The following is a 23342-nucleotide window of genomic DNA, read 5'->3' on the forward strand; positions in this document are numbered from 1 at the left end:
GGAGCACCCATGTCGATACTGCGTTCACGGGTACCACCTCCTCGTTCTCCTGCACGGCCTCCAGAAAGGTAGCAGCGGCCGCCATGGTCCGCCAACGGGTTTTCGCGCGATGTACCGGTCAGTTCGCGGTGCGGTGAGCGAAGTCGCGGATGATCCGCCAGACATCGGCGGGTTGTTCCTCCTGCGCGAAGTGGCCGGCGTCGGTCACCGTCGCGGTGACCAGTGTCCTCACCCCGGCGTCGCGGAAGCCCCGTGCGTAAGCGTCGATGTCGCCGCTCTCACGGTCGCCTCGCACGTACAGCAGCGGCGTGTCGACGGCACCAGCTTCGGCGAACGCGGCGTTGTCCACGGCGTCCTGCGGGAAGGCCCGGTAAAGGTCGAATCCGGCGGTGAGTGCGGCATCATCGCCGTACGCGGCGGCGTGGGCCGCCCGCGTGTCGGCGGAGATCCGGCTGGGGTCGGCCGACAGCACGTCGTAGAAATAGCCGAAGTACTCCGCCTGGTGTCCCTGGACGAGGGTCTCCGGCAGGTGGGGGACGGCGTGCAGGCCGAAATGCCAGATGTGGGGGTTGCGCAGCACCTCGTTCCACGGGTCGACGCCGGGGATGACCGTGTTCATGATGACGACCCGTTCGACATCGCCGAACCGCCGCAGGTAGGCATAGGCGGCCATCCCGCCGGCGTCGTGGCCGACCAGGGTCATGCTGGTGAGGCCAAGGTGCCGTACGAGCGCGTGTACCGTCTCGGCCACCCGGAGTTTCGAGCCGCCGCCGCCTGTGCCGGTGGACTCGCCGATGCCGGGCAGGTCGATGGCGATGATCCGCACGCCGGTCTGCGCGGCGTCTGCGGCCTCCATCACGCCCAGCCACGTCCGCCACGACTCCGGCCAGCCGTGCAAGAACAGGAAAGGGCGCCCCTCGGCCGGCCCGGACTCGACGACGTGCAGCGAGAGATCGCTGATCGACACCGTGGAGTGTCGCAACTTGATAGACATGTCGCATGTCTACCAAAGGACATGTGTCATGTCTAACTGGTAGTCTTGGTTCCATGAAGGACGGCAGCACACGGCCCGTCTACGAACGCGGCACCGGCTTCTTGCTGGCGCGCCTGGGCTCGCTCACGACACGCTCCTGGACGGCGTTCCTGAACGAGCATCAGCTGACCCAGGGCCAGTACACCCTCCTGGTCGCGCTCAAACAGCACGGATCGGCCTCCCAGCGGCGCCTGGCCGAGCTGGTCGCGATGGACGCACGCAACGTTGTGCTCGTCCTGGACTCGCTGGCAGCCGCGAACCTCATCGAACGGCGCCCCGACGGCACCGACCGCCGCCGCCGCATCATCACCCTCACCGAAGAGGGGAACAACCTCCTGGCCATCGTCGCCGACGCGGCGGCCGCCGAGCAGGACCGTTTCCTCCATGCTCTCAGCGACACCGAACGCAAGCGGCTCAACCATCTGCTCCAGCGGCTCTACGACTCCCACGTCCCCGCCGCCGACCCACAACCTGGCTGACCCCCCCTCGCGGCACAGCGCGGCGCGCGTTGGTGTGTGCGTGACAGCCACTGGACCGCCACCGGGCACCTCCGCTGATCCGCGCGTAGGGCCGGCCCGCGATTAAGGACGCGTCGTGGCCAGGTGCTGGTGAGAGGCGCGGGCTTTGGCGCGGTTCCCGCAGATGTCCGCCGCGCCAGCCCCGATCACGTGTGACGGACCGCGCGCGTGGAGATCTCGCGCCTGCTGGCCCGAGCACAGGGCCGAGCACGTTGCGCTGGAACGCGCCGAGCAGCCGCCGGAGCGGTCGGCCGGCGGCGAGTTCCGCAGGATCATCCCCTGGCCCGCTGGTCCCCCGGCCCGCTGACTGCGGCGCGGGCGGCGGCCTGCGCCGCGCCGCGCGCGAGCTTCACACCCGAACCGCATCCACCGTAGCGGCGACCTGACGCACCTGCCCGTAAGTCACCAAACCGCAACCCATGGCCCTTCAAGATCACGATTGTGGGTTTGGGCTTACCTGCCAGTACAGCACCCCAAGATTGATCCCTACTTTGGGGCTGGGGTCAGCTTCGGGAGCGGGAGGGCCTGATCGGTGGCTGAGGTCCGGAATCCATTCAGTCCGAAGGTCAGGAGCCGTTCTCCCTGGGGTGGGGAGCTCTGCTCGCCTGCCCATGCCGCCGCGTTGATCAGCGCGTAAAGGTCCGGGGCGGTGACATCCGGCCGCACTTCACCGGCCGTTCGCGCCCGGGCCAGCAACTTCTCTCCGGCAGCGAGCACCGCTTTGCACGCCGCGTGCAGTTCGGAGGATTCATCCTCGACGGCCTGCATAAGCGTGGCGCCGAGCCCTCGATAGATCGTCGTGTGCGCCATTGCCGCCCGCGCCCAGGTGACCAGGCCATCGAAGGGTGAGCGCGCGGTGAGCAGCTCGGCGCCGGTCGCAGCCAGGGCCCGCATCCGATCACCCATCAGCGCCTCCAGTAGGGCCCGGCGGGTGGGGAAGTGGCCGTAGAGCGTGCCGTTGGCCACCCCGGCCCGGCGCGCGATCGCCTCCAGGGAGAAGTCCGCGCCGTGCTCGGCGAACGCGGCCGCCGCCTCGGTCAGCAGCCGTTGGTAGTTGCGGTGTGCGTCGGCCCGCATGCGGCGGGGTGGCGGTGTGCCGGCGTTCATAAGCAGAACCCTCGCTTGAAAAGTTGAGACTGTCTCGATATTTTCTCGGGACAGTCTCAACTTTATCGTTTCCGGAGGTCCCTCACATGACCACACCCGTGGAGCATTCGCTCTCCTCCACCGCCGCCGCGAGCAGGGCCGGCAAGCCTGTCCTGGTCACCGGCGCCACAGGCCGACAGGGCGGAGCCACCGCCGCGCGCCTGCTGGCCGACGGCTGGCCGGTCCGCGTTCTGGTCCGGGATCCCGTCACCGCGGCCGCCCGCGGACTGGCCGCAATGGGCGCCGAGCTGCTGATAGGTGACCTGGACGATCCCAGCAGTCTCAAGGCGGCCATGGCCGGCGCCTACGGCGTCTTCGCCGTCACCCCCGACGACCCGGACAGCGAACGCGAGATCCGGCGCGGCCGTCACCTGACGGAGGCTGCGGGCGCGGCCGGCGCTGCCCACCTGGTCTTTGCCTCCGTGGGCGGTGCCGAGCGAGGCACCGGCATCTCCTACTGGGAGAGCAAGTGGGCCATCGAGCAGCACATCGCCGCCCTCGGACTGCCGGCCACCATCCTGCGACCCGTGCGCTTCATGGAGAACCACGCCATCCCCGGGCTCGAGCTGGGCGGCATCTCCACCGACGGAGTGCTGCGCCACCTGTTCGCCCCCGATGTGCCCGTGCAACTCGTCGCCGTCAGCGACATCGGCGCCTTTGCCGCCCTCGCCTTCGCCGACCCCACCGCCTATCTCGGCCAGGCCCTGGAGCTGGCAGGCGACGAACTGACCCCCGAGGCCACCGTGCACCTGATCAGTCGGCATCTCGGGCGCCAGATCACCTACCAGCAGGTCGCCGGCGAGCAGCTGAACCTGAGCAAGGACGCCACTCGGGCCTTCACCGCCCAACGCGGACCATGGCGCGCCGACATCCCCGCCCTCCGCCACCGCCACCCGGACCTGCTGGACTTCCCAAGCTGGCTGGACCAAGGCGGCGCCAAAGCCATCGCCACACTCCTCGAAGGCTGACCCACCCGACCCGCCAGAAACCGGTGCGGCCGCTCGCCCGCGCGCCGAACGACACAATCGCGATCACTCACGATGCGGCATGACCACAGTGAAGCGGTTACGGTCGGTGGTCCAGGGTCGGAGGAGCAAGTGAGTGGTCAGCCTGCGTCCTGGCATCCGGCCCTCCCCTGTCGATCCAGTCGTCTCGAAATCAGTATGCGAGCCAGTCGTCAACCCTTGCGACGGGCGGCCCCGGCGTGCATGAGCCGGCAACGTCGTTGATTCCGCGATACGGCGATGCCAAGCTCGCCGCGCATGACCACGATCAAGAGACCGCGCCCGTACGAGTGGTGCCAGAACTCGTGAACATCCACCCGCACCTGATCCGGGCGGTGCTCGGACTCCCGAGCCCGGCGCCGAGACTCGCGGGCGAAGCCCAGAGCCATCCTCGCCGCGGTTCAGGTGAGAGTTCGGCGACTGGATGGCAGCCGGCGTGCCGGGCCAGGGTGGTGGCGACCGGTCCAAGTGTGCCGGCGAGACCGACATCCACAGAAGGGCCTGAACGGCGACGCCGAGCACCGCCGCGTCGAGTTCGATGTCAAAGAAGAGCACGCCGCTGGCCCAGGCCACCGGCTGGGCGGTGCGCGACGGTGGCCGCCGGCCGGCCGGTGGCCTGGGCCAGGTCGGCGTGGCTGGCTCGGCCATCGTGGCGGAGCGCGGCTATAGGCGGTAGGCGCTGACTGCGCCATCTCCTGACCTTGCTTGCTCGCTGTCAGGCTCGGCGGGCGCAGGAGGCGAGGCGATCGGCGAACGCGATGACGAGGTCGCGCAGTTCATCGGGGCGCTCGATGAGGAACGGACGGTCGAGCGAGGCGAGCACCGCAGGCAACCAGTCGAGCCGCTCCGCCCGCAGCTCGACCCGTAGCCAGCGCTCGGCCGCCGGGTCCTGTCCGCTCGCGGGCGCGTACTCCTCCAGGCTCGCGACGCTGGCGGGAAGGCGGCCGCGGATCTGCTCAACCGTCCCGTGGACCCGCAAGGTCACCTCGTGCCGGTACTCGGCCGTGGCGAACCCCGACAACACCCGCTGCGCCGGATCGAACCCCTCGGGCGCTTCGAAGGAGCCGGACAGGGCCCTGGCCTCTGCGATGCGATCGAGCCGGAAGGTCCGCTCCTCGCCGAGCCGGGGGTCCGTGCCCGTGACGTACCATCGGCCGGAATGGGCGACGATCCCGTAAGCGTGCAGCGTGCGCTCGCTGCGGCGGCCGTCGCGGTCGGTGTAGCGGATCGAGACCGGCCGGCGGTGGCGCACCGCATCGGCGATGGTGAGCAAGAGCCCGGCGTCCGGGGTGTCGAACTCGCCGAGCTGATCGGTGAAGGCGAGAGCCTCCAGGAGGGTATCGAGCCGGCGGGCGAGGTGCTGGGGCAGCACCCGCCGGATCTTCGCCGAGGCCGTCTCGTTTGCCGTGCGCTGCGTCGTCGTCAACCCTGTCCGGCGGCCGGCGATCAGGCCGAGCAGCACGGCCAGCGCCTCGTCGTCGCTGAGCATGAGCGGAGGCAAGCGGTAGCCGGGGGCGAGCCGGTACCCGCCGTAGCGGCCGCGCACCGATTCCACGGGCACGTCCAGGTCGATCAGATGCTCCACATACCGTCGCACGGTGCGCCCGTCGACGCCGAGCCGGTCGGCGAGTTCGGCCACCGTCCGGGTGCCGCCCGACTGCAGCAGCTCCAGGAGTGTCAGCACGCGGCCGGTGGGTCGGGGCATGTTCGTAGCGTAACGGAATACAGGACCGATTCTGTCCCCTATTTCTCCTAGTCTGCGGCGTACACGCCTGCAGCACGGCCAAGGAGAATCGCCATGGACTTCGTCTCGATCCGCATCATCACCAGCGACGTCGCACGCCTCGTGGAGTTCTACGAGCGAGCCACCGGGGCGCGGGCCACATGGGCCACCGAGGACTTCGCCGAACTCAGGACCGCGGGCGCCACCCTCGCGATCGCCGGCACGCGCACCGTCCCGCTGTTCGCCCCGGGCTCTGCCCGCCCGGCGGACAACCAGAGCGTGATCACCGAGTTCCTCGTCGACGACGTGGACCGCGTTCACCAGGCCCTGACCGGCTTCGTCACCGACTTCGTCACCGAGCCCACCACGATGCCCTGGGGCAACCGGTCGCTGCTGTTTCGCGACCCCGACGGCAACCTCGTCAACTTCTTCACCCCGGTCACCCCGGCAGCCATCGAAAAGTTCGCACGCTGACGCCACGCACAGCCGCTCACGCGAGAGCCCTGGATCCCTGGGCTCTCGATGAACTCGTCCTCTCCAGGCCCTCGATGTCGAGCGTGAGGAGTTGGCCACGGTGCCGGGGAAGGCGCCGGCCGCGGCGCGGACCGTCAGCCCCTGCCCCGTCGGCAGCGGCGTCACGACGGACACGGCGTCCTCCTCGCCGCAGATAACAGGGCCGCTTCGCGTACGGCCGGCGGCAGGTCGCCGCAGGTCGTGATCGGCCGTGTTACAGAAAATGGAGCGTTATCTGTAACACGCTCCATCTTCTTGTGCGGCACATCGCCCAAAGGCTCAGGTCGAGGTTCGCGGCATCCCCGGCTGGCGCGCATGCTCCACGCCGAGCCCAAGGGATCTGATCAGGTCGAGCAGCTCGGCGTGGTAGAGCTTGGCGGGGTCACCGGTCTGGGTGCCGAGGTGGCCGTAGACCTCCAGGGAGATCAGGCCGTGCATGCGGCCCCACATGCGCAGGGCGAGGGCGACGGCGGCCGGGGGCAGATCGGGGAAGTGCTCGCGGATGGTGTCGGCCAGGCCGGGCGAGAAGTCCGACCACTGGTGGTCGGTGGATGCCTGGGTGGCTTTCGCGTACGGCCAGGCGGCGGCGGCCAGTTCGGTGAGTCCTAGGCAGGCACGTTTGGCGGCCTCGGGGGCCGGTCCGCCGGCCGGCGCGTGGTAGCCGGCGACCGGATCGCCGTAGATCAGCCGGAAGCCCTCGGGGTTGGCTAGCGCCCAGAGGCGTACGGCCTGCCCCCAGGCCAGGATGCGGCCGGCGATGTCGTCGGGGGCGACGGCGTCACGGGCGGTCTCCACCTGGTCCAGCAGCGAAGTGTAGATGTCGTTGATCAACGTGGTGATCAACGCGTCCCGGGTCTCGAAGTAGCTGTAGATGGCGCTGCCGCTCATGCCCATCTCGCGGCCGATCGCCCGCAGCGAGAGGGCGTCAGGACCGCCCTCGCTCAGGTGCTTGAGCGCAATGGCTTTGATCTCCGCTGTGGTCTGCGCCCGCAACCGGGCCCGTCGGCCCACTGTCTGCTCTTGCACGCTTGACAGCTTACACCGCTACGTTAGAGTACGGCGCACTAAGTTTGAACGGCGTTCTGATTTAGGACGGCGATAGGACTTATGTGAGAGAGGAGAGTTCGTGACGAAAGCCAGGACAGTACTGTTCGACGAGCTCGGCGGTCCCGAGGTGCTCTACCTCGCCGACATGGAAATCGGCGAACCCGGCCCCGGCCAGGTGCGGGTGCGCATCGACGCGTTCGGCCTCAACCGGGGCGAGGTGTTCCTGCGCACCGGCCGCTACTACTACGACGCGGTGCTGCCCGGCTCGCGCCTGGGAACCGAGGCCGCCGGCGTGGTGGAGGCCGTCGGACCCGGCGTGACCGGCTACGCCGCCGGAGACGCGGTCAGCATCGTGGCCAAGCCGAACGACGAGGGGATGTCCGTCCACGGCATCTACGCCGACCGCGCCATCGTGGCGGCAGAGCGGCTGATCCGCCGTCCGGAACACATGGACGCCGTGACCGGCGCGGCCATCTGGGTGCCCGCGTTCACCTCCTACGGCGCACTGGTCGAGGTCGGCGGACTGCAGGCCGGCGATGAGGTGGTCGTCACGGCCGCCTCTAGCAGCGTCGGCCTGGCCGCCGTCCAGATCGCCGCCCACCTGGGCGCCACGCCCATCGCGGTGACCAGGACCGGCGCCAAGGCCAACCGGCTGCTGGCCGCGGGCGCCAAGCACGTGATCGCCGCCGACGACGGCGACGTGGCGGGGCAGGTGCACGCCCTCACCGGCGAGCACGGCGCGCGGCTGATCTTCGACGGCGTCGCCGGGCCCGGCCTGCCCGACCTGGCGCGGGCCGTGGCCCCGGACGGCATGCTGATCGTCTACGGCTCCCTGGACGGACGGCCCACCCCGCTGCCGATGTGGTGGCCGATCAACGTCTACGGCTACGCCATCTTCCACCTGTTCGCCGATGAGGAGCGGGTTCGCCGGGCCGAGACCTTCATCGCCGACGGCCTGCGCGCCGGAGCGCTCGCGCCGATCATCGACCGCACCTTCGACCTGGCCGACATCGTCGAGGCCCATCGCTACATGGAGTCCAACGCCCAGGTCGGCAAGATCGTCGTCACCGTTCAGCACTGACCAGGAGAAACCCATGAGCTACGCCGATCTCATCCACCGGTTCATCGACGCCATCAACGACACCGACGCAGTCCGGCGACGCGCCACCATCGAGGAGATCCTCACCCCCGACTGCACCTACACCGACCCGGAGATCGCCGTCGAAGGACACGACGCGCTGGATAGGGCGTTCGCCGCCCTGCAGCAGCGGATTCCGCCCGGTTTCCGCTTCGGCCTGACCGCTCCGGTCGACGCGCACCACCATCAGGCCCGCTTCTTCTGGCGCTTCGGCGATCCCGAAGCCGGCACCCCCGCTGCAACCGGCTCCGACGTCGCCGTCTTCGCCGACGGGCGCATCCGCCACCTGTACGCCTTCTTCGACGCCGCCAACAGCTGACCAACCACCCGGGAAGAACCATGTCCTCCGCTACACGACGGCTGTTGACCGTCACGGCTATCACCGTCTGCGCCCTGATAACCGGCACCGTTGCCGCATTTCCGGACACCGCTCGGCAGCCCGCCACCGCCACCGCCACCGGACCCGGACCCGGCTGGAGCGCCACCTGGACCGCCGCGCCACAGCGCCCCAGCGCCAGCTTCGCTCCCAACTGGTCACAGCAGGGCTTCACCCGCCAGACCGTGCGCCAGATCGTCCGGATCAGCGCGGGCGGGAAAGCCGCTCGGATCCGGCTGTCCAACCGCTACGGCACCAGCCCGCTTACCATCGACCACGCCACCCTCGCCCGCACCGACCGCGGGGCCGCCATCGAGCCGGGATCGCTGCGCCACCTGACCGTCCGCGGCAAGCACACCTTCACCGTCCCGGCCGGGGCCGATCTCGCCACCGACCCGGTGCCGCTGAATCTGGCCGCCTTGGACTCGGTCACCATCACGTTCTTCGCGAACCGGCCGACCGGCCCGGCCACGTATCACGCCCAAGCCCTTGCCACCACCTACCGGGCCGCCGGCGATCACACCGCCGACGCCGACGCCGCCGCCTTCACCGACACCTCACAGTCCTGGTACTACCTCACCGGCGTGGACGTGATCCCCACGGGGCGTCGTGGCGGCGTGGTCACCTTCGGCGACTCCCTCACCGACGGAGCCGGCAGCAGCACCGACGCCAACAACCGCTACCCCGATGAACTCGCCGAACGCCTGGCCGGCGCCGGCACGCCCCGTGCCGTGTTGAACCAAGGCATCGCCGGCAACCGCGTCACCGTCGACTCGGCATGGTTCGGCGACAAGGCCACCGCCCGCTTTCGCCGAGACGTCCTCGGCCAGCCAGGCGTACGCACCGTCATCATCCTGGCCGGCATCAACGACATCGGCATCGGCGAACTGGCGGCGGCGCCTCCCTCCCCGATCTTCGCCCCCTATCCCGACGTCTCCGCCGGCCAGGTCATCGCAGGACTTCGCGAACTGATCCAGATGGCCCACGCCAAGGGAGTGCGCGTGATCGGCGCGACGCTCATGCCGGTCAAGGGATCGGCCTACTACACCGCCCGCAGTGAGGCCAAGCGCGAGGCCATCAACGCCTGGATACGCGCCTCTGCTCCGTTCGACGCGGTGGTGGATCTCGACCGCATCACCGCCTCACCCGCCGACCGCGACCGGCTCAACCCCGCCTACGACTCAGGCGATCACCTCCACCTCAACGACGCCGGGTACCGAGCCATCGCGGGCGCCATCCACCCGGCCGACCTCGGCTGAACCGGGGTTGAGGACCCCAGGAACAGCCATGGTCACCCAGTACGCCGCCGCGGTGGAGGCGTTCGCGGCGAGCAACACCGTCATCCTGGCGCTGGCCGACGAGTTGCCCGCTGGCACGATCGACCACGGACGACAAGACGCTGGCCAAGTCGGATGTGGAACTGGGCGTGGACGTACTGGAACGGAATCCGGCGTTAACGCGGCTGCTACTGGTGGTCAGCGAACTGCGGCTGGCTCAGTCTGGCGAACGTGGCTCGCGCCTGATTCCGTTCGGTTCCACACTGCGTTGCCCCCTCGACGGCGCCACCCTTGAACCGAACAGGGGCACGCCGGGGCTCTAGGTCGAGGTCCTCGACGTTCAGCGCGAGGATCTCGGCGGCTCGGGCCGCCGTTTCGTAGAGCATCCGCCACAGCGCCCGCTCGCGCAGGTCGCGGCGCGACAGCAGCCGGTGGATCGTGGTCTTGGCCACAGCGCGGGTCTCGTCGGCGTTCTCCTTGCGACGTCCGGCGTCGGCCGGGACCGATGGCGCGGCCCAGTGCTTCTTGGTGTGGCACCAGGTGAGCCAGGAGGTGATGGCGGCGCGGTTGCGGTTCCAGGTCGCCGGCGCGCTCGCACCCCACAGTTGGGCGAGCGCGGTGCCGATCCCGGCGTCGGCGACGTCGGCGAGCGGCCGGTCGCGGCCGAGCCGGGCGATGGTGCGGTCGATGCTCACGTACATGAGCAATCAGTGCGGCGCGGCGACCAGGAGACCGGCTCGCCAGGGTGGTGCGCGACTCCAGCACGTTATCCGGTACATCGCGACGGGTGCCGGGCGTACGTCCTGGGTCGCGGCTTGGTTCGGATAGGGCACGATGCCTGGGTCTTACCCTCTTCCCTCCCCCGGCGATATGCCGATCGCGCTGCGGACCCAGGCGGTGGCATCGAGGGTCAACCCGAAGGCCGCCCCTGTCGCCAGGCCCGTCACGATGGCGCTGCGTGGATCGGCCGTGGCCCAGCCGATCGCCAGCTGTCGGCGCACGGCTTAACGTGCATAGGCGCGTACACGTGAACGTGCCGAGCTACGTGCATGGAGTGCAGGCTCTCGATGGGGCGGGCGCCACCCGCTCATGAAGCGGTGTCGGGGCAGGGGCCGTCGTCAAGGGCGCTTTCGGCGTCGCTGGCGCGATGGGCTTCGCCCACCCTTGACAGCGGCCCCTGCTCGGTGGGTTGCGGCTATCGGGTAGCCCCGGCGCTGCGGCGTACGCCGGGCTCGGCACGTCTGGGCGTACCGCCCTCTGCACAACTACCTGTACGCCGACACCAGGGTCGCGGACGTGCCACGCGTCAGGTCCGGCACTATCGGCGCTGGGACGCCGTTCCGGATGTGAGGTCGTCAAGGGCGCCGCGGAGTGTGGTGGCGAAGCTCGCGGCCTCGAAGATGAAGCCCAGATGGTTTCCGGGGAATTCGAGGATCGGGCAGCTCAGGCGTTCGGCTTGGATACGGGCGGTGCGGGCGTAGTAGGCGCTGTCGCTTTCGCGTCCGGCGGCGGTGACCATGGGGACCTTGTTGCGGCGGATGGTGTCGAGATCGGGACTGAACGTGGCGAGCGGGAGGTATTCGCGGGCCATGAAGAACTCGGCGTTGGTCGTCATTTCACCCGCGGCCACACGGGCCTGTTGGGGGTTGGCGCCGTCGAAGCCGACGAGTGCGGAGGCGAAGATCTTGAATGCAGCCTCGGCGCCTTCGGTGGTGAAGGTGCTGTGCACGCGCTCGGCGAAGGCGAGCCAGGTGTCGGCATCGGGCAGCAGCGGTGAGGTAGGGCCCTCGTGGGCGACGAGCGCGCGGATGACATCCGGGTGGTCAGTGGCGAGTTGGAGAGCGATGTTGGCGCCGCCGCTGCTGCCGAAGACATAAGCCTGTTCACCGCTCATGGCCCGGATCACGGCGACTGCGTCGCGTGCCTGCTGGGCCATGTCCAGGTCGATGGTGGTGTCGCCGGTGCTGCGAGAGTTGCCTCGGCGGTCGTAGCGGACGACCGTGTAGTGCTCGGCGAGGAAGCCGGAGATCCGTGCGTAGTGCTCGGCTGCCCCACCGCCACCGGAGATCATCAGCAGCAGCGGACCGTTGCCCTCATAGTCGTAGACGATGTCCGCGCCTTCGGTGCGAATGCTTTGGGTCATGGTCATGTGGTTGTCTCCCTCTTGGCGGCGGTTGCCGGCTTCTGGGTGTGGTGCCGGCCGGGTTCGCGGCCCGGCATGGCGAGTGCGATGAAGATGGCTGTGACGGCGAAGGCGAGGATCCACCAGAAGGTGGTGGCGTAGGCGTCGGCCAGTCCCGCCGGGTCCGGCTTCAGCGGATCGGGCAGCCGGTTGAGCCGGTCTTGCAGGACGATGAGGATCACCGCGCTGCCGATGGAAGCGCCGAGTTGCATGATGACCCTGTTGGCGGCGCTGGCGCGGGGAAGGGCGGCCGGGGCGACGTCACCGATGGCGGCGGCCATGGCCGGAGTCATGACGGCCCCGACTCCAGCGCCGCCGGGACGCCCATGACACTCATCACCGGCCCCAGGCGGCTCGGTCCGGCCGCTTGAGCCAGTACGGCCATGCCCAGCGGCAGGACCATGCCGCCGCCCAGTCCCTGGATCACTCGGAACATGATCAGGCTCTGCGCCGACCACGCCACCCCGCACAGTACCGAGCCGGCCAGGAAGACGACGATGCACGCCGTCCACATCGTTCGGCCGCCATAGCGTTCCAGCGCCCAGCCTGACAACGCCATCACCGCCGTCATCGCCAGCAGGTATCCGGTGCCGACCCACTGCATCGTCAGCAGTGACGACGGGAACTCCGGCAGCAGCGTGTCGTAGGCGATGTTGGTCATGGTCGCGTCCAGCTGCATCATGATCGCTCCCAGCACCACCGCGATCATCAACCAGACCAGATCGTTCGCCGGGCGCGTTCGTTCCCGGATCGTCATAGGGGATCTTTCCTCTGCTCCGGCACGGCCGATCGAAGGCATGCCGGATGGAGCGGCCTCGAAGGGGCCGCTCGGGCCGGCTGGTGGTGGACGGGTGCGGCGCGCTATCGCGGCGAGTCGGCCGACGGGGCCGGAAGCCCCGCGGCGAACTGCCGTAGCGCCTGCCGCAGCAGCGGGATCAGCGGAACGGGCGGATCCGCGCGTAGCCACTGATCGGTAGCGACGTGGATGGCGGTCGCCACCGAGCCTGCGACCAGACGCGGAAACATGTCGCGATCGGGGTCGGTGCCGGTCCGCTCAGCGACCGCCGCGGCGAACTCCCCGTCGGCCGCCAGAGTGGCCTTGAGCGCCTCGGCCTGGAGCGCGGGCTCACCGGCGATCAATCGGATGCCGTCGAGCACTTCCGGGGCCGGGCTCTCATGGGCCCGTCCGGCCTCGGTCAGCGGCGAGAGCACCGCATGGTCGATCGCCTCCCACAGCGGCTCGTCGGCCGGGCGCGCCCGCAGCGCCTCGGCTGCCTGCCGCGTCCGGTCGACATGGCGCGCCACCAGGGCCTCGTACTTGGTGGAGAAGTAGTTGTTGAACGTCCGCGTCGTCACCTGCACCTCGGCGGCGATGTCCTCGACACGCACGTTGTCCAGTCCCCGTTCCAGCGCCAGCCGCAGGGCCGCGAGGGTCAACGCCTCGCGGGTCGCGCGTTTCTTCTGCTCCCGGAGCCCAGGGCGCCGGCCGCCGGCAGGGGTGCGTTCGGTGGTCACACTGCCACCATAGCAAAGTTTTCTGATTGAGAAAGTTTTCTCGTCAAGAAGATTTGATTGCACTGGCCGCACAGGCTTGGGAGAGCAGAAGAAGCGGGAGACCCGGATCGCGCTCAGCCGGCGGCGATCAGGCTCACGATCGACCGCGGCTTCGACGACGTCAAAGTGGATGACGACGTCAAAGTGGAAGACATCGCCGCGGAGGCTGGCCTCTCGCACCGTACGTTCAACAGCTGCTCTTCCAGCAAGGCCGAGGCGATCGCCGACCGTCACCTCGAACACGCGGCGCGGATCGCGGACGAGCTACGCGTTCACCCATCCAGTGAGCCTGTCTGGGAGGCGATCAGGAACGCCACGCTCATCGGGGCGCCCCTCGGCAGCGAGGGCGAGGATGCCCAGCCCGACGCTGGCTGGGCGGAGGGTCTCCGGCTGATGACCGGACATCCAGCGCTGCGAGGTGAGTTCCCCAAAGCCGGCATGGCCGCCCACCAGGAGTTGGCCGCCGCCGTGGCCGAGCGCACCGGCGCCGATCTCGAGCGCGACCTCTTTCCACGGCTCGTGGCGGGGACGAGCGGCGTCGCCGTCTCCGCCACGACCGATCTGTGGCTGCGCGTCAGCCCTCCGACGGCGTACGGCGAGCTGCTCCAGGACGCGCTCGACCAAGTGACGAGGGGCCTTCCCCTTCCACCGGCCCCGGGAACGACGAAAACAGTAGCCCGTATCCCTCGTGACTGCTCGAGGCCGTCGAGGATGCGGTGCGGGCCGAACTTGGAACTCCTAACAGCATGATCAGCGGGTGAGGCGGCACCAGGTCCTCAACTCGCTGGTGGACCAGGGCCTGCCCTCGGCCGAGGCGTTCCTCGCCCACGAGACGGTCATTCCGGTCGGCAGCCGGGGGTGGGCGTGAGGCCGACGAGCTTGGCGAGGAAACGATCGACCTGCTCCTCCAGCGGCGGCCATGGCAGGCCGGGCTGGTTGACCCGCATCGACACAGCTCCATGCACGGCCGCCCGCAGATCCAGTGAGATCACTGCCGCGTCGTCGGCCGGGGTGAGCCCGGCGTCGATGCATCGCTGCACCGCGGCGGTGGTGCGCTCCGCCAGTTCCTGCTTGAACGACATGGCCGCCCGCTGGTTGAGCGTGCTCTCGTGCAGCACCTTGTACAGGCCGGGGTGCTGCTGGACCCACCTGCCCAGCAGCAGGACGCGGGCACGCAGCTTCCCCGCCGGATCGGCGGCACCGGTCTCGGCCTGATCGACGGCCTCCACGAGTTCGCGATGGAATCTCTCCAGGGCGGCCAGTACGAGCGTGTCCCGGTCAGCGAAGTGGATGTACACCGAGGTCGCCGCGACGCCGACCTCCCGTGCCACCGCGCGCATGGACAGGGCTTGATCGTCGCCGAGTTCGTCCAGCAGGCGCAGGGCGGCGCTGATGATGTCCTCCCGCAGCCGCTCGCCCTGGCCCCGCGGATTGCGGCCCTGCCTGCCATCGCGAGGGCCGGCCGGGGCGGAGGTGGTCTTGTCCATGGACGCCTATTGTAAGCGAACGAGCGTTGCACTACAGTCGTAGCGCTACAGCCGTTCACATACGGAGGATTTCCATGGACAACCAGGTGAAGGCACTGGACTCGCTGTTCGCCGAGATGAGCGCCGCCACCGACCACCTGCTCTGGGATGAGATCCCGGAGCTCACCAGGCGCGAGAAGGTCCTGCTGTGCCTCACCGCCGACGTCTGCCAGCAGACTCTCGGCCTGCCCTTCGAACAGCACGTGACGATGGCGGCCGACTCCGGGTTGTCGGCCGACGCCCTGCGCGAAATGCTCCGCTTCGTCCCCTACGACAGCGGCTACCCCGCCGCCCTTGCGGCGCTCGCCCGCCTGACCGAACTGGAACGGGAGCACGCCCTGCCCGCCCCCACCGGCCAGGGCCACGAGGTGAACGCCAACGGTACGGGTAGCCCGCTCCCCGCGCCGATGCGGCAGGCCGTGGCCGCCCTCGACGCACCGTTCAGCACCTACATGGACCTGCAGTCGCGAATGCGCGCCGGCATGCGGCTGCTGTCGGTCCGTGAGCGCGCGTTCATCACGATGACCGTCGACGTGCTCTTCCAGACCCTGCAGGAAAGCTTCCGCGCCCACCTGACGCGCGCCCTCGGCGCCGGCGCCACACCGGAGGAGGCCCGTGCCGTCGTACGGTTCTCCGCGCAGTTCGGCATGACCAAGGCATGGCGCGCCATGCATGTGCTCGACACTCTGCTCATCGAACTCGGCGCCGCCCGGGACTGAGACGCGAGGGAGTCGCTCCCGGGCCTGACCTGGAGAAACGATGTGAGTCCAAGCGGCGGAGCAAGCAGCTTCGCCGCTTGGCCGCGTGTAACGCCGTTCACGGCGGCGCGGTCGAGCTCGATGCCGTTGGCGAAGCCGTGCAGGTGAGGCAGGTCGGCGACGCGGATGGTGGTGATCTGGGCGGTGAGCTTGTCATCGTTGCCTTCAGCCGGGGTGAGGAGCGCGGCGAAGTCGCGGACATGGCGGGCGAGTTCGGTCACCTCGGGACAGGTGGCGGTGAGTTCCCGCACCAGGCCGGTGTCGCTTTCACGGAGTCGGTCGGGGTGAGTGAGCAGCAGACGTGCCAGGCGGCGCGGGTGGTGACAGGCCGTTCCCTTTCATGTTGGAAACGGGCGACGTGGTCAAATCCACCGGCCACCAACAGCGTAGGCGGTTATGGCCACCGATGACTTCGCCAAGGACTGGGCCGGCGGAGCCCGCAACGCTCGCCCACACAGCCGACTTTTCAAGATTGCGAAGATGGCCGGAGTCGAGCTCGGATCGCGGCCTGAGTTAAAGATGGGTTAAGCAGATCTGGTTAGCTTCTTTTAAACCCTTGTCCAGCATGCTGCGGGGCATGGCGAACATAAAGATTGCCCTGAAGGGAGCAGCCTTCCTCGCTGCCTCAGCGGTCCTCGTGTCATGCGGCGGTGGCCCCGGGGCTCAGGGGGACTCCGGTGATCAGGCGAAGTACGCGGCGTGCTTGCGGGATCAGGGTCTCACTGTCACGGAGCGGAGCGACGGGCTGGACATCAAGGCGGACTCCCCGGAGAAGAGCAACGCGGCCAAGTCGGCCTGTAAGCAGTACGCCCCGGCCGGTGAGGAGATGTCGCCCGAGGACAAGAAGCAGGCCATGGACACCGCGCTCAAGTACGTCGCGTGCATGCGCAGGGCGGGAGTCGACATGCCGGACCCGAAGCAGGATCCCGACGGCGGTGTCGCTGTGAAGCTGCCGGACGGGATGACCGAGGACACGCCGGTGGTTCAGCAGGCGCAGCAGGCGTGCAAGGAGCAGGCGCCTGGGAACTCCAAGTGAGGCGCACGGCGGTGCTGCTGGGCGGCGTGGCGGTGATCGGAAGCGGGGCTGTGGTGGGGTTCATAAACCTCCCCGGTCGTACGGCAGCGCCGGCGACGAGCCCCAACGGTGCACAGCCGTCGTCCGTGCCGATCATCCGTTCCGACATGGTGGACACCAAACAGGTCAGCGGCACCCTTGGGTACGCGGGCCGCCGCATCCAGCCGAACCGCGCCAGCGGGGTGGTCACGGCCACCCGCGCCGAGGGAACGGTGGTGCGTCGGGGCGGCTGGCTGTACAAGGTGGAGGGAAAACCGGTGTTCCTGATGTACGGCGCCGTCCCGATGTACCGGCGCCTTGGTATCGGCGCCACCGGCCCGGATGTCCAGCAGCTGGAGCTGAACCTGGTCAAGCTGGGATACAAGCCCGGCACGGTCGACAAGACCTTTACCGCTGTGACCGCCCAGGCGGTGTGGGCCTGGCAGCGCGATAAGGGGCTGGTGGCGACGGGCAGGGCGGAGGTGAACCAAGTGATCTTCTCGAGGGGCGCGCTTCGGATCGCGGAGAACACCAAGCAGGCGGGGGACGCCGCTGAAGGTTCGGTGGTGACGACAACCAGGACCGAACGGGCTATCACCATCAAACTCGAGACCTCCAACCAGCGATTCGCTCGAAAGGGCGCCAGGGTGAGGGTGCAACTGCCGGACGGCAAGAAGGTCGCTGGAACGATCTCCTCTGTCGGGACCGTCGCACGGCCCGGGAAGGATGCGGACAGTCCGGCAACGATCGATGTCAGTGTCAAGGTGGGCGGCGAACTGGGCAGGCTGGATCAGGCGCCGGTCACGGTCGAGCTACGAACCGGGCGCCGCGAGGACGTGCTGTCGGTGCCGGTCGAGGCACTGATCGCGCGAGAGGGCGGCCAGTACGGTGTGCGGGTGGTGCGGGGCGGAACCCGGCAGGTGGTGCCGGTCGAGACGGGCCTGTTCACCGGGAGCCGCGTCGAGATCTCCGGTGCCGGCCTGTCGGAGGGCGTGAGAGTCGAGGTTCCCCAGCTATGACCGCCGTCGTCGAGCTGGCCAAGGTGACCAAGGAGTTTCCCGGTGGCGTTCTGGCGTTGCGAGGAGTGGATTTGCGCGTGGATACCGGAGAGCTGGTCGCCATGGTCGGCCCGTCCGGGTCGGGCAAATCGACCCTGCTCAACATGATCGGCACCTTGGACCGGCCGTCGCAGGGCCAGGTGCGCATCGCCGGCTACGACGTGGCGCAGCTGAGCGATCACGAGCTGTCGGCGCTGCGCGCCCAGCACATCGGGTTCATCTTCCAGCAGTTCCACCTCGCGGACGGAGTTTCCGCTCTCGACAACGTCGCCGACGGATTGCTGTATGCCGGGGTGGCGCGGCGTGAACGCCGGCGGCGGGCGGGTGAGGCATTGGAGCGTGTCGGCCTGGCGGATCGGCTCGAGCACCGATCGAATCAGATGTCGGGCGGGGAGCGGCAGCGGGTCGCCGTGGCCCGCGCCGTGGTCGGGGAGCCGTCGCTGGTGTTGGCCGATGAGCCGACCGGCAACCTTGACACCGCATCAGGGGCAGAGGTTCTTGCGACGTTGCGGAATCTGAACGCCGCCGGAGCCACCGTGGTGATCATCACGCACGACCTGGAGGTCGCGGCCGCCGCGCCACGCCGGATCCACATCCGTGACGGCCTGGTCGTCGCGGATGAGACCTCCGAGGCCGCCGGGATGGGAGCTCTCCGATGACGGATCGGATCGGCAGAGCACGGCTGACCCCGGCCCGGATGACCCTGGAGGATGTGGCGCGGGTGGGTGTGGCGGGGCTGCGGGCCCGGCCCACGCGGGCCGTGCTGTCCGCGTTGGGGATCGCCATCGGCATCGCGACCATGGTGGCGGTGCTGGGCATCTCCTCCTCCAGCCAGGCTCGCGTCATGGAGACTCTGGATGAGCTGGGGACGAACATGTTGACCGTCGCTCCCGGCAAGCAGTTCTCCGAGAAGAAGGCCAGGCTGCCGAAGAACGCGGCCCGGATGATCCGGGGCGTGGAGCATGTCGCCATGGCCGGTCAGACCGGCGATACCGGCAAGGCCGTCTACCGCAACGATCGCATCCCTTCGACGCGCACCGCTGGCCTTCAGGTCCGCGCCACATCCCTGGATCTGCTGGCGGTCCTGCGGACCCCTGTCCGCAGCGGAAGGTGGCACGATACGGCCACCGCGGCGCAACGCACCGTGGTGCTGGGATCCACGGCCGCCACACGGCTCGCCGCCACCGCCGGAGACTCGGTGTGGATCAACGGTCAGTGGTGGACGGTGATCGGGGTCCTGGCCGAATCGCCACTGGCGGAGGACGTCGACGTGGCCGCGCTGGTCGGCTTCGCCGCGGCGGATGCCTTCCTCGGTTTCGATGGACACCCCACCTTGGTCTACACGAAGATCGCTGAGGGGAAAGTCACGGAGGTCAGGGCGTTGCTGAACCACGCGGCCAACCCGGAGCATCCGGAAGAGGTCACGGTCAGCCGCCCCTCCGACGCTCTGGAGGCGAGGGCCGCGGTGGCGGGGGCGTTCACCAGCCTGTTGCTTGGTGTCGGCGGCGTGGCCCTGCTGGTGGGCGGGGTCGGCATCGCCAACACGATGATCATCTCGGTGCTAGAGCGGCGTCGTGAGATCGGCCTGCGTCGCGCGCTCGGGGCCACCACCGCCCAGGTCCGCATCCAGTTTCTCGCCGAATCCCTGATTTGGCCGGGGCGGGCGGGCTCACCGGCTCGCTGCTGGGAGTGGCCGGCACCTTCGGGTTCGCGCTGACACAAGGGTTGCCGCCGGTCGTGCCCACGTGGGTGATCGGCGGCGGACTCGGCGCCACGCTCGCCGTCGGCGCCATCGCCGGACTCTACCCGGCGATGCGGGCCGCTCGGATGTCGCCGACACTGGCCCTGTCCGCCTGAGACGTACCATGACGACCGACATCCGGGAGCGTCGAACATGCGCGTGCTGGTCGCCGAAGATGAGAAAGGCCTGGCCGACATCATCGGCACCGGGTTGCGCAAGGCCCGGATGGCCGTGGACGTCGTCTATGACGGGGACGCGGCCCTGGAACGGGCGATGACCAACGACTACGACGTGATCGTGCTCGATCGGGACTTACCCGAGATCCACGGTGACGATGTCTGCCGGAGGCTGATGGAGGCGCAGGTCCCCGCACGGATCATCATGCTCACCGCCGCGGGCGACCTGTGGTCGAAGGTGGAAGGGCTGAGCCTGGGTTCTGACGATTACCTGGCCAAGCCCTTCGACTTTCCCGAGCTCGTCGCCCGGATCCGAGCCCTGGCACGGCGGGTGCCGGCCCGGCTCCAGCCGGTTCTGCAGATGGCGGGCATCACCCTGGACCCCGCCTACCACCAAGTGCATCGCAACGGGCGCTATGTGGCTCTGAGCCCCAAGGAGTTCACGGTGCTGGAGGTCTTCATGCGCTCGGGCGGAAGCGTCGTCAGTGTCGAGGATCTGCTGGAGAAGGCATGGGACGAGAACGTCGATTACTTCACCAACTCCGTGCGGGTCACGGTGGCGACGCTGCGCAAGAAGCTGGGACCGCCACCGGTGATTCACACCGTGATCGGAGCGGGCTACCGTCTCGTCGACCCCGGGCACGGAGCACCGTCAGGGTCCGGCTGACCGCGCTCTATGCCAGCCCCTTCCTCATCATGGCCGTGGTCATGCTGCTCGCGGTGAATCTGCTGCTCAGCAGCGCGCTTGGGGTGAGCGTCTCCGTCTCGGGGCGGGCACCTCAGCCCTCGGACGCCGGGACACCGGCCTTTGGCGAAGTCGACCAGGAAGTGGTGTTCCAAGGCGACCTTCAGCTGCAGTATGAACTCCTGAGGTACCAATGGGCCGCCACCGCGATCATCATCGCTGTCCTGACGGTGGTCTCCGTGATCCTGGGCTGGTGGCTGGCCGGACGCGTCCTGCGCCCGATTCGCAGCGTCACCTCCACGGCCCGCCGGCTGTCCCTGTCCAACCTCCACCAGCGGATCGCGATGCAGGGCCCCGACGATGAGCTCAAGGAGCTCGCCGACACCTTCGATGACATGCTCGACCGGCTCGAGCGCTCGGCCGATGCTCAGCGCCGGTTCGCCGCCAACGCCTCCCATGAGCTCAAGACACCCCTGGCGCTGGACCGGGCGCTGCTGCAGGTGGCGTTCAGCGAACTTCCCGAGGAGCTGCTGGAGGCCCGGGATGAACTCCTCGCCTCCAACAGCCGCCAGCATCGGCTCATCGACGGACTCCTGATGCTGGCCGCGGCAGAACACACGCTGACCAACGCAGAGCCCGTCGATCTGGCCGACCTGGCCCGGCGTGTCCTCTGCGAGCACCCCGGCGCGACGGTGGACCTGTCACCGGCCCTCACCTCCGGCGATCCCGTTCTGGTGGAGCGGTTGATCGCGAATCTCGTGGAGAACGCCGAGAAGTACAACGACCAGCGTGGGTTCATCGCCGTCCGGACCGGAACGGGCAACGAAGGCGCGGTCCTCACCGTGGAGAACACCGGGCAGGAGATCGCCCACGAGGTGGTGTCATCGCTGTTCGAGCCGTTCCGGCGCCTCACCAGCGACCGTACCGATTCGGTGTCCGGCGCGGGCCTCGGCCTGTCGATCGTGGCAGCCATCACACGCGTCCACGGAGGCACGATCGATGCCGTCCCCCGCACCGGCGGCGGCCTCGCCGTGACGGTATGCCTCCCGGACATGGGGTCAGTGCTGGAAGCGCAGACAAGGGATGCCGGTTGCGCCGGATCTCCCTGCTGATGGTCGAGGGCGCACGGCCCAGCTCGCGGGCGATCTCCCGGATCGAAGCCTTGGCCCACGCCCGGTCCGCGATGTAGACCCGCTCGTCTTCCCGTAGGGGGCGGGACACGCCAGAAGGGAGCTCCTCCGGTCGCCTGATCGGAGGAGCTCCCTTCGTTCGGATCTTGCGGATCTCGAACTCTCCCATCGCAATCCCCAGACCGGGGTGTTGCGACGACCGCTAGAAGGCAGGTCACGGAAGGGGGCTTTGCCAACGGGCTTGCCAAAGGCAGGCTGGACGCCAGCATGACCTTATCCAACAAACCGTGGGACACCGCCGCCGGCCAGCGTCGCAGCTCGCCACAAGGCGGCGGATGCAAGAGGCGACGCCACCGATCACGCCAGCGCGCCGTTTTCGGCTGTCTGGTGTCCCGCGTCCGGTTCGGAGGCGGTCTCGCGTTCGAATGTGCGGCTGGTGAATCCGTGTCGACGTGCGCCGATGACGATGGCGAGCGCCGGGAGCAGGAGCGCGAGCGTGATCCAGCTCAAGGAGGGGGGTCCCAGCACGTTGAGGGTGACACCGCCGATGATCCCGCCTACGGCGATCGCGATGTTCCAGCATGTGGTGAGGAGTGCTTGTGCGACGTCGCCCGCTGCGCCCGCGGCGTCAGCGATCGCGGTTTGCAGCAGGGTTGAAGCACCGCCGAACGCGAGTCCCCACAGGGCCGCACTGGCGTACACGGGGGCGGGGTTGCCAGAGAAGACGCTCAGGATGAGAGCGGCTGTGGCCAGGAGCGCGCAGGCCAGGATCATGAGCTTGCGCAGGTGCCGGTCGATGAGTGCGCCGGTGAGCCAGATGCTCACGAGCGAGACCAGGCCGAAGGTGAGCAGCACCGAATCGACCTGACCCGCCATGCCGAGCGGAGTCAGGAACGGGGCGATGTAGGTGAAGAGGATGTTGTGCGCGAACACGAACATCAACGTCACGACGAGGATCGGGGCGACTCCGGGCAGACGGAACGTGTGGGCCAGCGGCAGTCGTGCGCCCTTGGATTGGCCGGGGAAGTTCGGAACGGTGGCGATCACCCATACGATCAGTGCGAGAGTGACCAGCGTGATGATCCCGAACGCGAATCGCCATTCGACGGCCTTGGCCAGGAACGCGGCTGCGGGGACCCCGACGGACAGTGCCACGGTCCCGCCCGCCATCGCGATGGCCATGGCCTTGCCGCGCTGGTGCGCGGGAACCATCCTCCGGGCGTAACCGGCAAGGAGCGCCCAGAGCATGCCGCCGACGATGCCGCCGAGGAACCGCGCGGCCAGGGTGAGCGCGAAACTGTCGGAAAAGGCCGTGACCGTGTTGGCGACCGCGAACCCGGAGATCGCGAACAGCAGCAGGTGCTTGCGTCGCCAGCCGATCGTGGCTCTCGTGAGAGGGACCGCCGCGAGAATCGCCCCGATCGCGAAGACCGTGACGCTCTGCCCCGTGGCCGCCTCGCTCACTCCCAGGTCGCGGCTCATCTGCGACAGCATCCCAGCGGGCATCGTCTCCGTCAGGAGCGTGATGAACCCCGTGGCGGCCAGAGCCAGCAGACCCGCGAGCGGGAACCGTGCGTCAGCGGCGGAAGGGGATGGTGATGTATCCGTTCGTGATGTATGCGTTCGTGTCATACCCTGATCGTCAATGTATGACATTGGTGTGAGGGTCAAGTCCGGCTGCGTCGGAGCCCGGACACGAAGGG

Annotated in this window: 27 protein-coding genes and 1 pseudogene; 16 read left to right on the plus strand and 12 right to left on the minus strand. The window is 68.8% G+C overall.

Going from position 1 to position 23342, the window contains the following annotated elements; genetic code table 11:
• Positions 1-118: 118 nt before the first annotated feature.
• Complete coding sequence (locus D5H75_RS30960) at positions 119-967, minus strand: alpha/beta fold hydrolase (RefSeq protein WP_202638673.1); 849 nt, start codon at positions 965-967, stop codon at positions 119-121.
• Positions 968-1047: 80 nt separating this feature from the next.
• Between D5H75_RS30960 and D5H75_RS30965 the strand changes: the two genes are divergently transcribed.
• The gene (locus D5H75_RS30965) at positions 1048-1512 is read left to right on the plus strand and encodes a MarR family winged helix-turn-helix transcriptional regulator (RefSeq protein ID WP_202638674.1); all 465 of its coding nucleotides are present in this window, start codon (positions 1048-1050) and stop codon (positions 1510-1512) included.
• A gap of 525 nt (positions 1513-2037) precedes the next feature.
• Here D5H75_RS30965 and D5H75_RS30970 read toward each other — a convergent pair.
• Positions 2038-2658 carry a TetR/AcrR family transcriptional regulator gene (locus tag D5H75_RS30970; RefSeq protein WP_119930127.1) on the minus strand — a complete coding sequence of 207 codons (621 nt, stop codon included), beginning with the start codon at positions 2656-2658 and terminating at the stop codon, positions 2038-2040.
• Positions 2659-2744: 86 nt separating this feature from the next.
• Between D5H75_RS30970 and D5H75_RS30975 the strand changes: the two genes are divergently transcribed.
• Together D5H75_RS30975 and D5H75_RS42075 are read left to right on the plus strand one after the other, a co-directional pair.
• On the plus strand, positions 2745-3665 hold the full coding sequence (locus tag D5H75_RS30975; protein ID WP_119930128.1) for an NmrA/HSCARG family protein: 921 nt from the start codon (positions 2745-2747) through the stop codon (positions 3663-3665).
• A 574-nt stretch (positions 3666-4239) separates the two neighbouring features.
• Positions 4240-4377 (plus strand): hypothetical protein, encoded by a 138-nt coding sequence (locus tag D5H75_RS42075; RefSeq protein WP_202638675.1) that lies wholly within the window; start codon positions 4240-4242, stop codon positions 4375-4377.
• Positions 4378-4416: 39 nt separating this feature from the next.
• Here D5H75_RS42075 and D5H75_RS30980 read toward each other — a convergent pair whose 3' ends face one another.
• Complete coding sequence (locus D5H75_RS30980; RefSeq protein WP_119930129.1) at positions 4417-5406, minus strand: helix-turn-helix transcriptional regulator; 990 nt, start codon at positions 5404-5406, stop codon at positions 4417-4419.
• A gap of 93 nt (positions 5407-5499) precedes the next feature.
• Between D5H75_RS30980 and D5H75_RS30985 the strand changes: the two genes are divergently transcribed.
• Positions 5500-5898: a VOC family protein gene (locus D5H75_RS30985; protein ID WP_119930130.1), complete on the plus strand. Its 399-nt coding sequence runs from the start codon at positions 5500-5502 to the stop codon at positions 5896-5898.
• Positions 5899-6216: 318 nt separating this feature from the next.
• Here the strand turns inward: D5H75_RS30985 and D5H75_RS30990 are convergent, their stop codons facing one another.
• Positions 6217-6963 carry a TetR/AcrR family transcriptional regulator gene (locus tag D5H75_RS30990; RefSeq protein WP_242454627.1) on the minus strand — a complete coding sequence of 249 codons (747 nt, stop codon included), beginning with the start codon at positions 6961-6963 and terminating at the stop codon, positions 6217-6219.
• 100 nt (positions 6964-7063) lie between these two features.
• On the opposite strand from D5H75_RS30990, the gene D5H75_RS30995 reads away from it, so the two are divergent.
• Genes D5H75_RS30995 through D5H75_RS31005 form a run of 3 tightly spaced genes read left to right on the plus strand, consistent with a single transcriptional unit; the run spans position 7064 to position 9757 of the window.
• On the plus strand, positions 7064-8065 hold the full coding sequence (locus tag D5H75_RS30995) for a zinc-dependent alcohol dehydrogenase family protein (protein WP_242454628.1): 1002 nt from the start codon (positions 7064-7066) through the stop codon (positions 8063-8065).
• Positions 8066-8078: 13 nt separating this feature from the next.
• The gene (locus tag D5H75_RS31000) at positions 8079-8441 is read left to right on the plus strand and encodes a nuclear transport factor 2 family protein (RefSeq protein ID WP_119930132.1); all 363 of its coding nucleotides are present in this window, start codon (positions 8079-8081) and stop codon (positions 8439-8441) included.
• 44 nt (positions 8442-8485) lie between these two features.
• Positions 8486-9757, plus strand: a complete 1272-nt coding sequence (locus D5H75_RS31005; RefSeq protein WP_242454629.1) for an SGNH/GDSL hydrolase family protein — start codon at positions 8486-8488, stop codon at positions 9755-9757.
• A 206-nt stretch (positions 9758-9963) separates the two neighbouring features.
• On the opposite strand, the gene D5H75_RS31010 is transcribed toward D5H75_RS31005, so the two are convergent.
• The 5 genes from D5H75_RS31010 to D5H75_RS31030 form a co-directional block, all read right to left on the minus strand.
• Positions 9964-10470, minus strand: coding sequence for a tyrosine-type recombinase/integrase (locus tag D5H75_RS31010; RefSeq protein WP_242454630.1), 507 nt, complete (start codon positions 10468-10470; stop codon positions 9964-9966).
• Positions 10471-11093: 623 nt separating this feature from the next.
• Entirely contained in the window at positions 11094-11924 is an 831-nt protein-coding gene (locus D5H75_RS31015; RefSeq protein WP_119930134.1) for an alpha/beta fold hydrolase, read from the minus strand.
• On the minus strand, positions 11921-12238 hold the full coding sequence (locus tag D5H75_RS31020; RefSeq protein WP_119930135.1) for an MFS transporter: 318 nt from the start codon (positions 12236-12238) through the stop codon (positions 11921-11923). Before D5H75_RS31020 ends, D5H75_RS31015 begins: the two co-directional genes overlap by 4 nt.
• An 8-nt stretch (positions 12239-12246) precedes the next feature.
• The gene (locus D5H75_RS31025; protein WP_202638676.1) at positions 12247-12714 is read right to left on the minus strand and encodes an MFS transporter; all 468 of its coding nucleotides are present in this window, start codon (positions 12712-12714) and stop codon (positions 12247-12249) included.
• 104 nt (positions 12715-12818) lie between these two features.
• Positions 12819-13472, minus strand: a complete 654-nt coding sequence (locus tag D5H75_RS31030) for an acyl-CoA-like ligand-binding transcription factor (RefSeq protein WP_119930137.1) — start codon at positions 13470-13472, stop codon at positions 12819-12821.
• Between the two features lie 57 nt (positions 13473-13529).
• Here D5H75_RS31030 and D5H75_RS31035 point away from each other — a divergent pair, with 57 nt between their 5' ends.
• The gene (locus D5H75_RS31035; RefSeq protein ID WP_242454631.1) at positions 13530-14261 is read left to right on the plus strand and encodes an acyl-CoA-like ligand-binding transcription factor; all 732 of its coding nucleotides are present in this window, start codon (positions 13530-13532) and stop codon (positions 14259-14261) included.
• An 86-nt stretch (positions 14262-14347) separates the two neighbouring features.
• Here the strand turns inward: D5H75_RS31035 and D5H75_RS31040 are convergent, their stop codons facing one another.
• Positions 14348-14998 (minus strand): TetR/AcrR family transcriptional regulator, encoded by a 651-nt coding sequence (locus D5H75_RS31040; RefSeq protein WP_119930138.1) that lies wholly within the window; start codon positions 14996-14998, stop codon positions 14348-14350.
• Between the two features lie 74 nt (positions 14999-15072).
• On the opposite strand from D5H75_RS31040, the gene D5H75_RS31045 reads away from it, so the two are divergent.
• The 8 genes from D5H75_RS31045 (at position 15073) to D5H75_RS40975 (ending at position 21621) form a co-directional block, all read left to right on the plus strand.
• A complete protein-coding gene (locus D5H75_RS31045) occupies positions 15073-15756 on the plus strand; it encodes a carboxymuconolactone decarboxylase family protein (RefSeq protein ID WP_119930139.1) in 684 nt (227 codons plus the stop codon).
• 77 nt (positions 15757-15833) lie between these two features.
• Positions 15834-16205, plus strand: a complete 372-nt coding sequence (locus tag D5H75_RS44655; protein WP_147425318.1) for a hypothetical protein — start codon at positions 15834-15836, stop codon at positions 16203-16205.
• A 293-nt stretch (positions 16206-16498) separates the two neighbouring features.
• The gene (locus tag D5H75_RS31050) at positions 16499-16831 is read left to right on the plus strand and encodes a hypothetical protein (protein WP_147425319.1); all 333 of its coding nucleotides are present in this window, start codon (positions 16499-16501) and stop codon (positions 16829-16831) included.
• On the plus strand, positions 16828-17868 hold the full coding sequence (locus tag D5H75_RS31055) for a peptidoglycan-binding protein (RefSeq protein WP_119930141.1): 1041 nt from the start codon (positions 16828-16830) through the stop codon (positions 17866-17868). The genes D5H75_RS31050 and D5H75_RS31055 overlap by 4 nt, the downstream gene beginning before the upstream one ends.
• Positions 17865-18566, plus strand: a complete 702-nt coding sequence (locus tag D5H75_RS31060) for an ABC transporter ATP-binding protein (protein WP_119930142.1) — start codon at positions 17865-17867, stop codon at positions 18564-18566. Before D5H75_RS31055 ends, D5H75_RS31060 begins: the two co-directional genes overlap by 4 nt.
• Positions 18563-19624 carry an ABC transporter permease gene (locus D5H75_RS31065; RefSeq protein ID WP_340137783.1) on the plus strand — a complete coding sequence of 354 codons (1062 nt, stop codon included), beginning with the start codon at positions 18563-18565 and terminating at the stop codon, positions 19622-19624. The genes D5H75_RS31060 and D5H75_RS31065 overlap by 4 nt, the downstream gene beginning before the upstream one ends.
• A 177-nt stretch (positions 19625-19801) precedes the next feature.
• The gene (locus D5H75_RS31070; RefSeq protein WP_119930143.1) at positions 19802-20491 is read left to right on the plus strand and encodes a response regulator transcription factor; all 690 of its coding nucleotides are present in this window, start codon (positions 19802-19804) and stop codon (positions 20489-20491) included.
• A gap of 41 nt (positions 20492-20532) precedes the next feature.
• The gene (locus D5H75_RS40975) at positions 20533-21621 is read left to right on the plus strand and encodes a sensor histidine kinase (protein ID WP_202638677.1); all 1089 of its coding nucleotides are present in this window, start codon (positions 20533-20535) and stop codon (positions 21619-21621) included.
• Here D5H75_RS40975 and D5H75_RS44660 read toward each other — a convergent pair.
• Both D5H75_RS44660 and D5H75_RS31090 read right to left on the minus strand, forming a co-directional pair.
• Positions 21599-21742: pseudogene (locus D5H75_RS44660) on the minus strand (helix-turn-helix domain-containing protein); the annotation flags it as partial. The gene D5H75_RS40975 and the pseudogene D5H75_RS44660 sit on opposite strands and share 23 nt — an antisense overlap.
• Positions 21743-21996: 254 nt before the next feature.
• Positions 21997-23295, minus strand: coding sequence for an MFS transporter (locus tag D5H75_RS31090; RefSeq protein WP_277949989.1), 1299 nt, complete (start codon positions 23293-23295; stop codon positions 21997-21999).
• Between the last annotated feature and the right edge of the window lie 47 nt (positions 23296-23342).

This window comes from Bailinhaonella thermotolerans (assembly GCF_003594875.1).
Lineage (GTDB): Bacteria > Actinomycetota > Actinomycetes > Streptosporangiales > Streptosporangiaceae > Bailinhaonella > Bailinhaonella thermotolerans.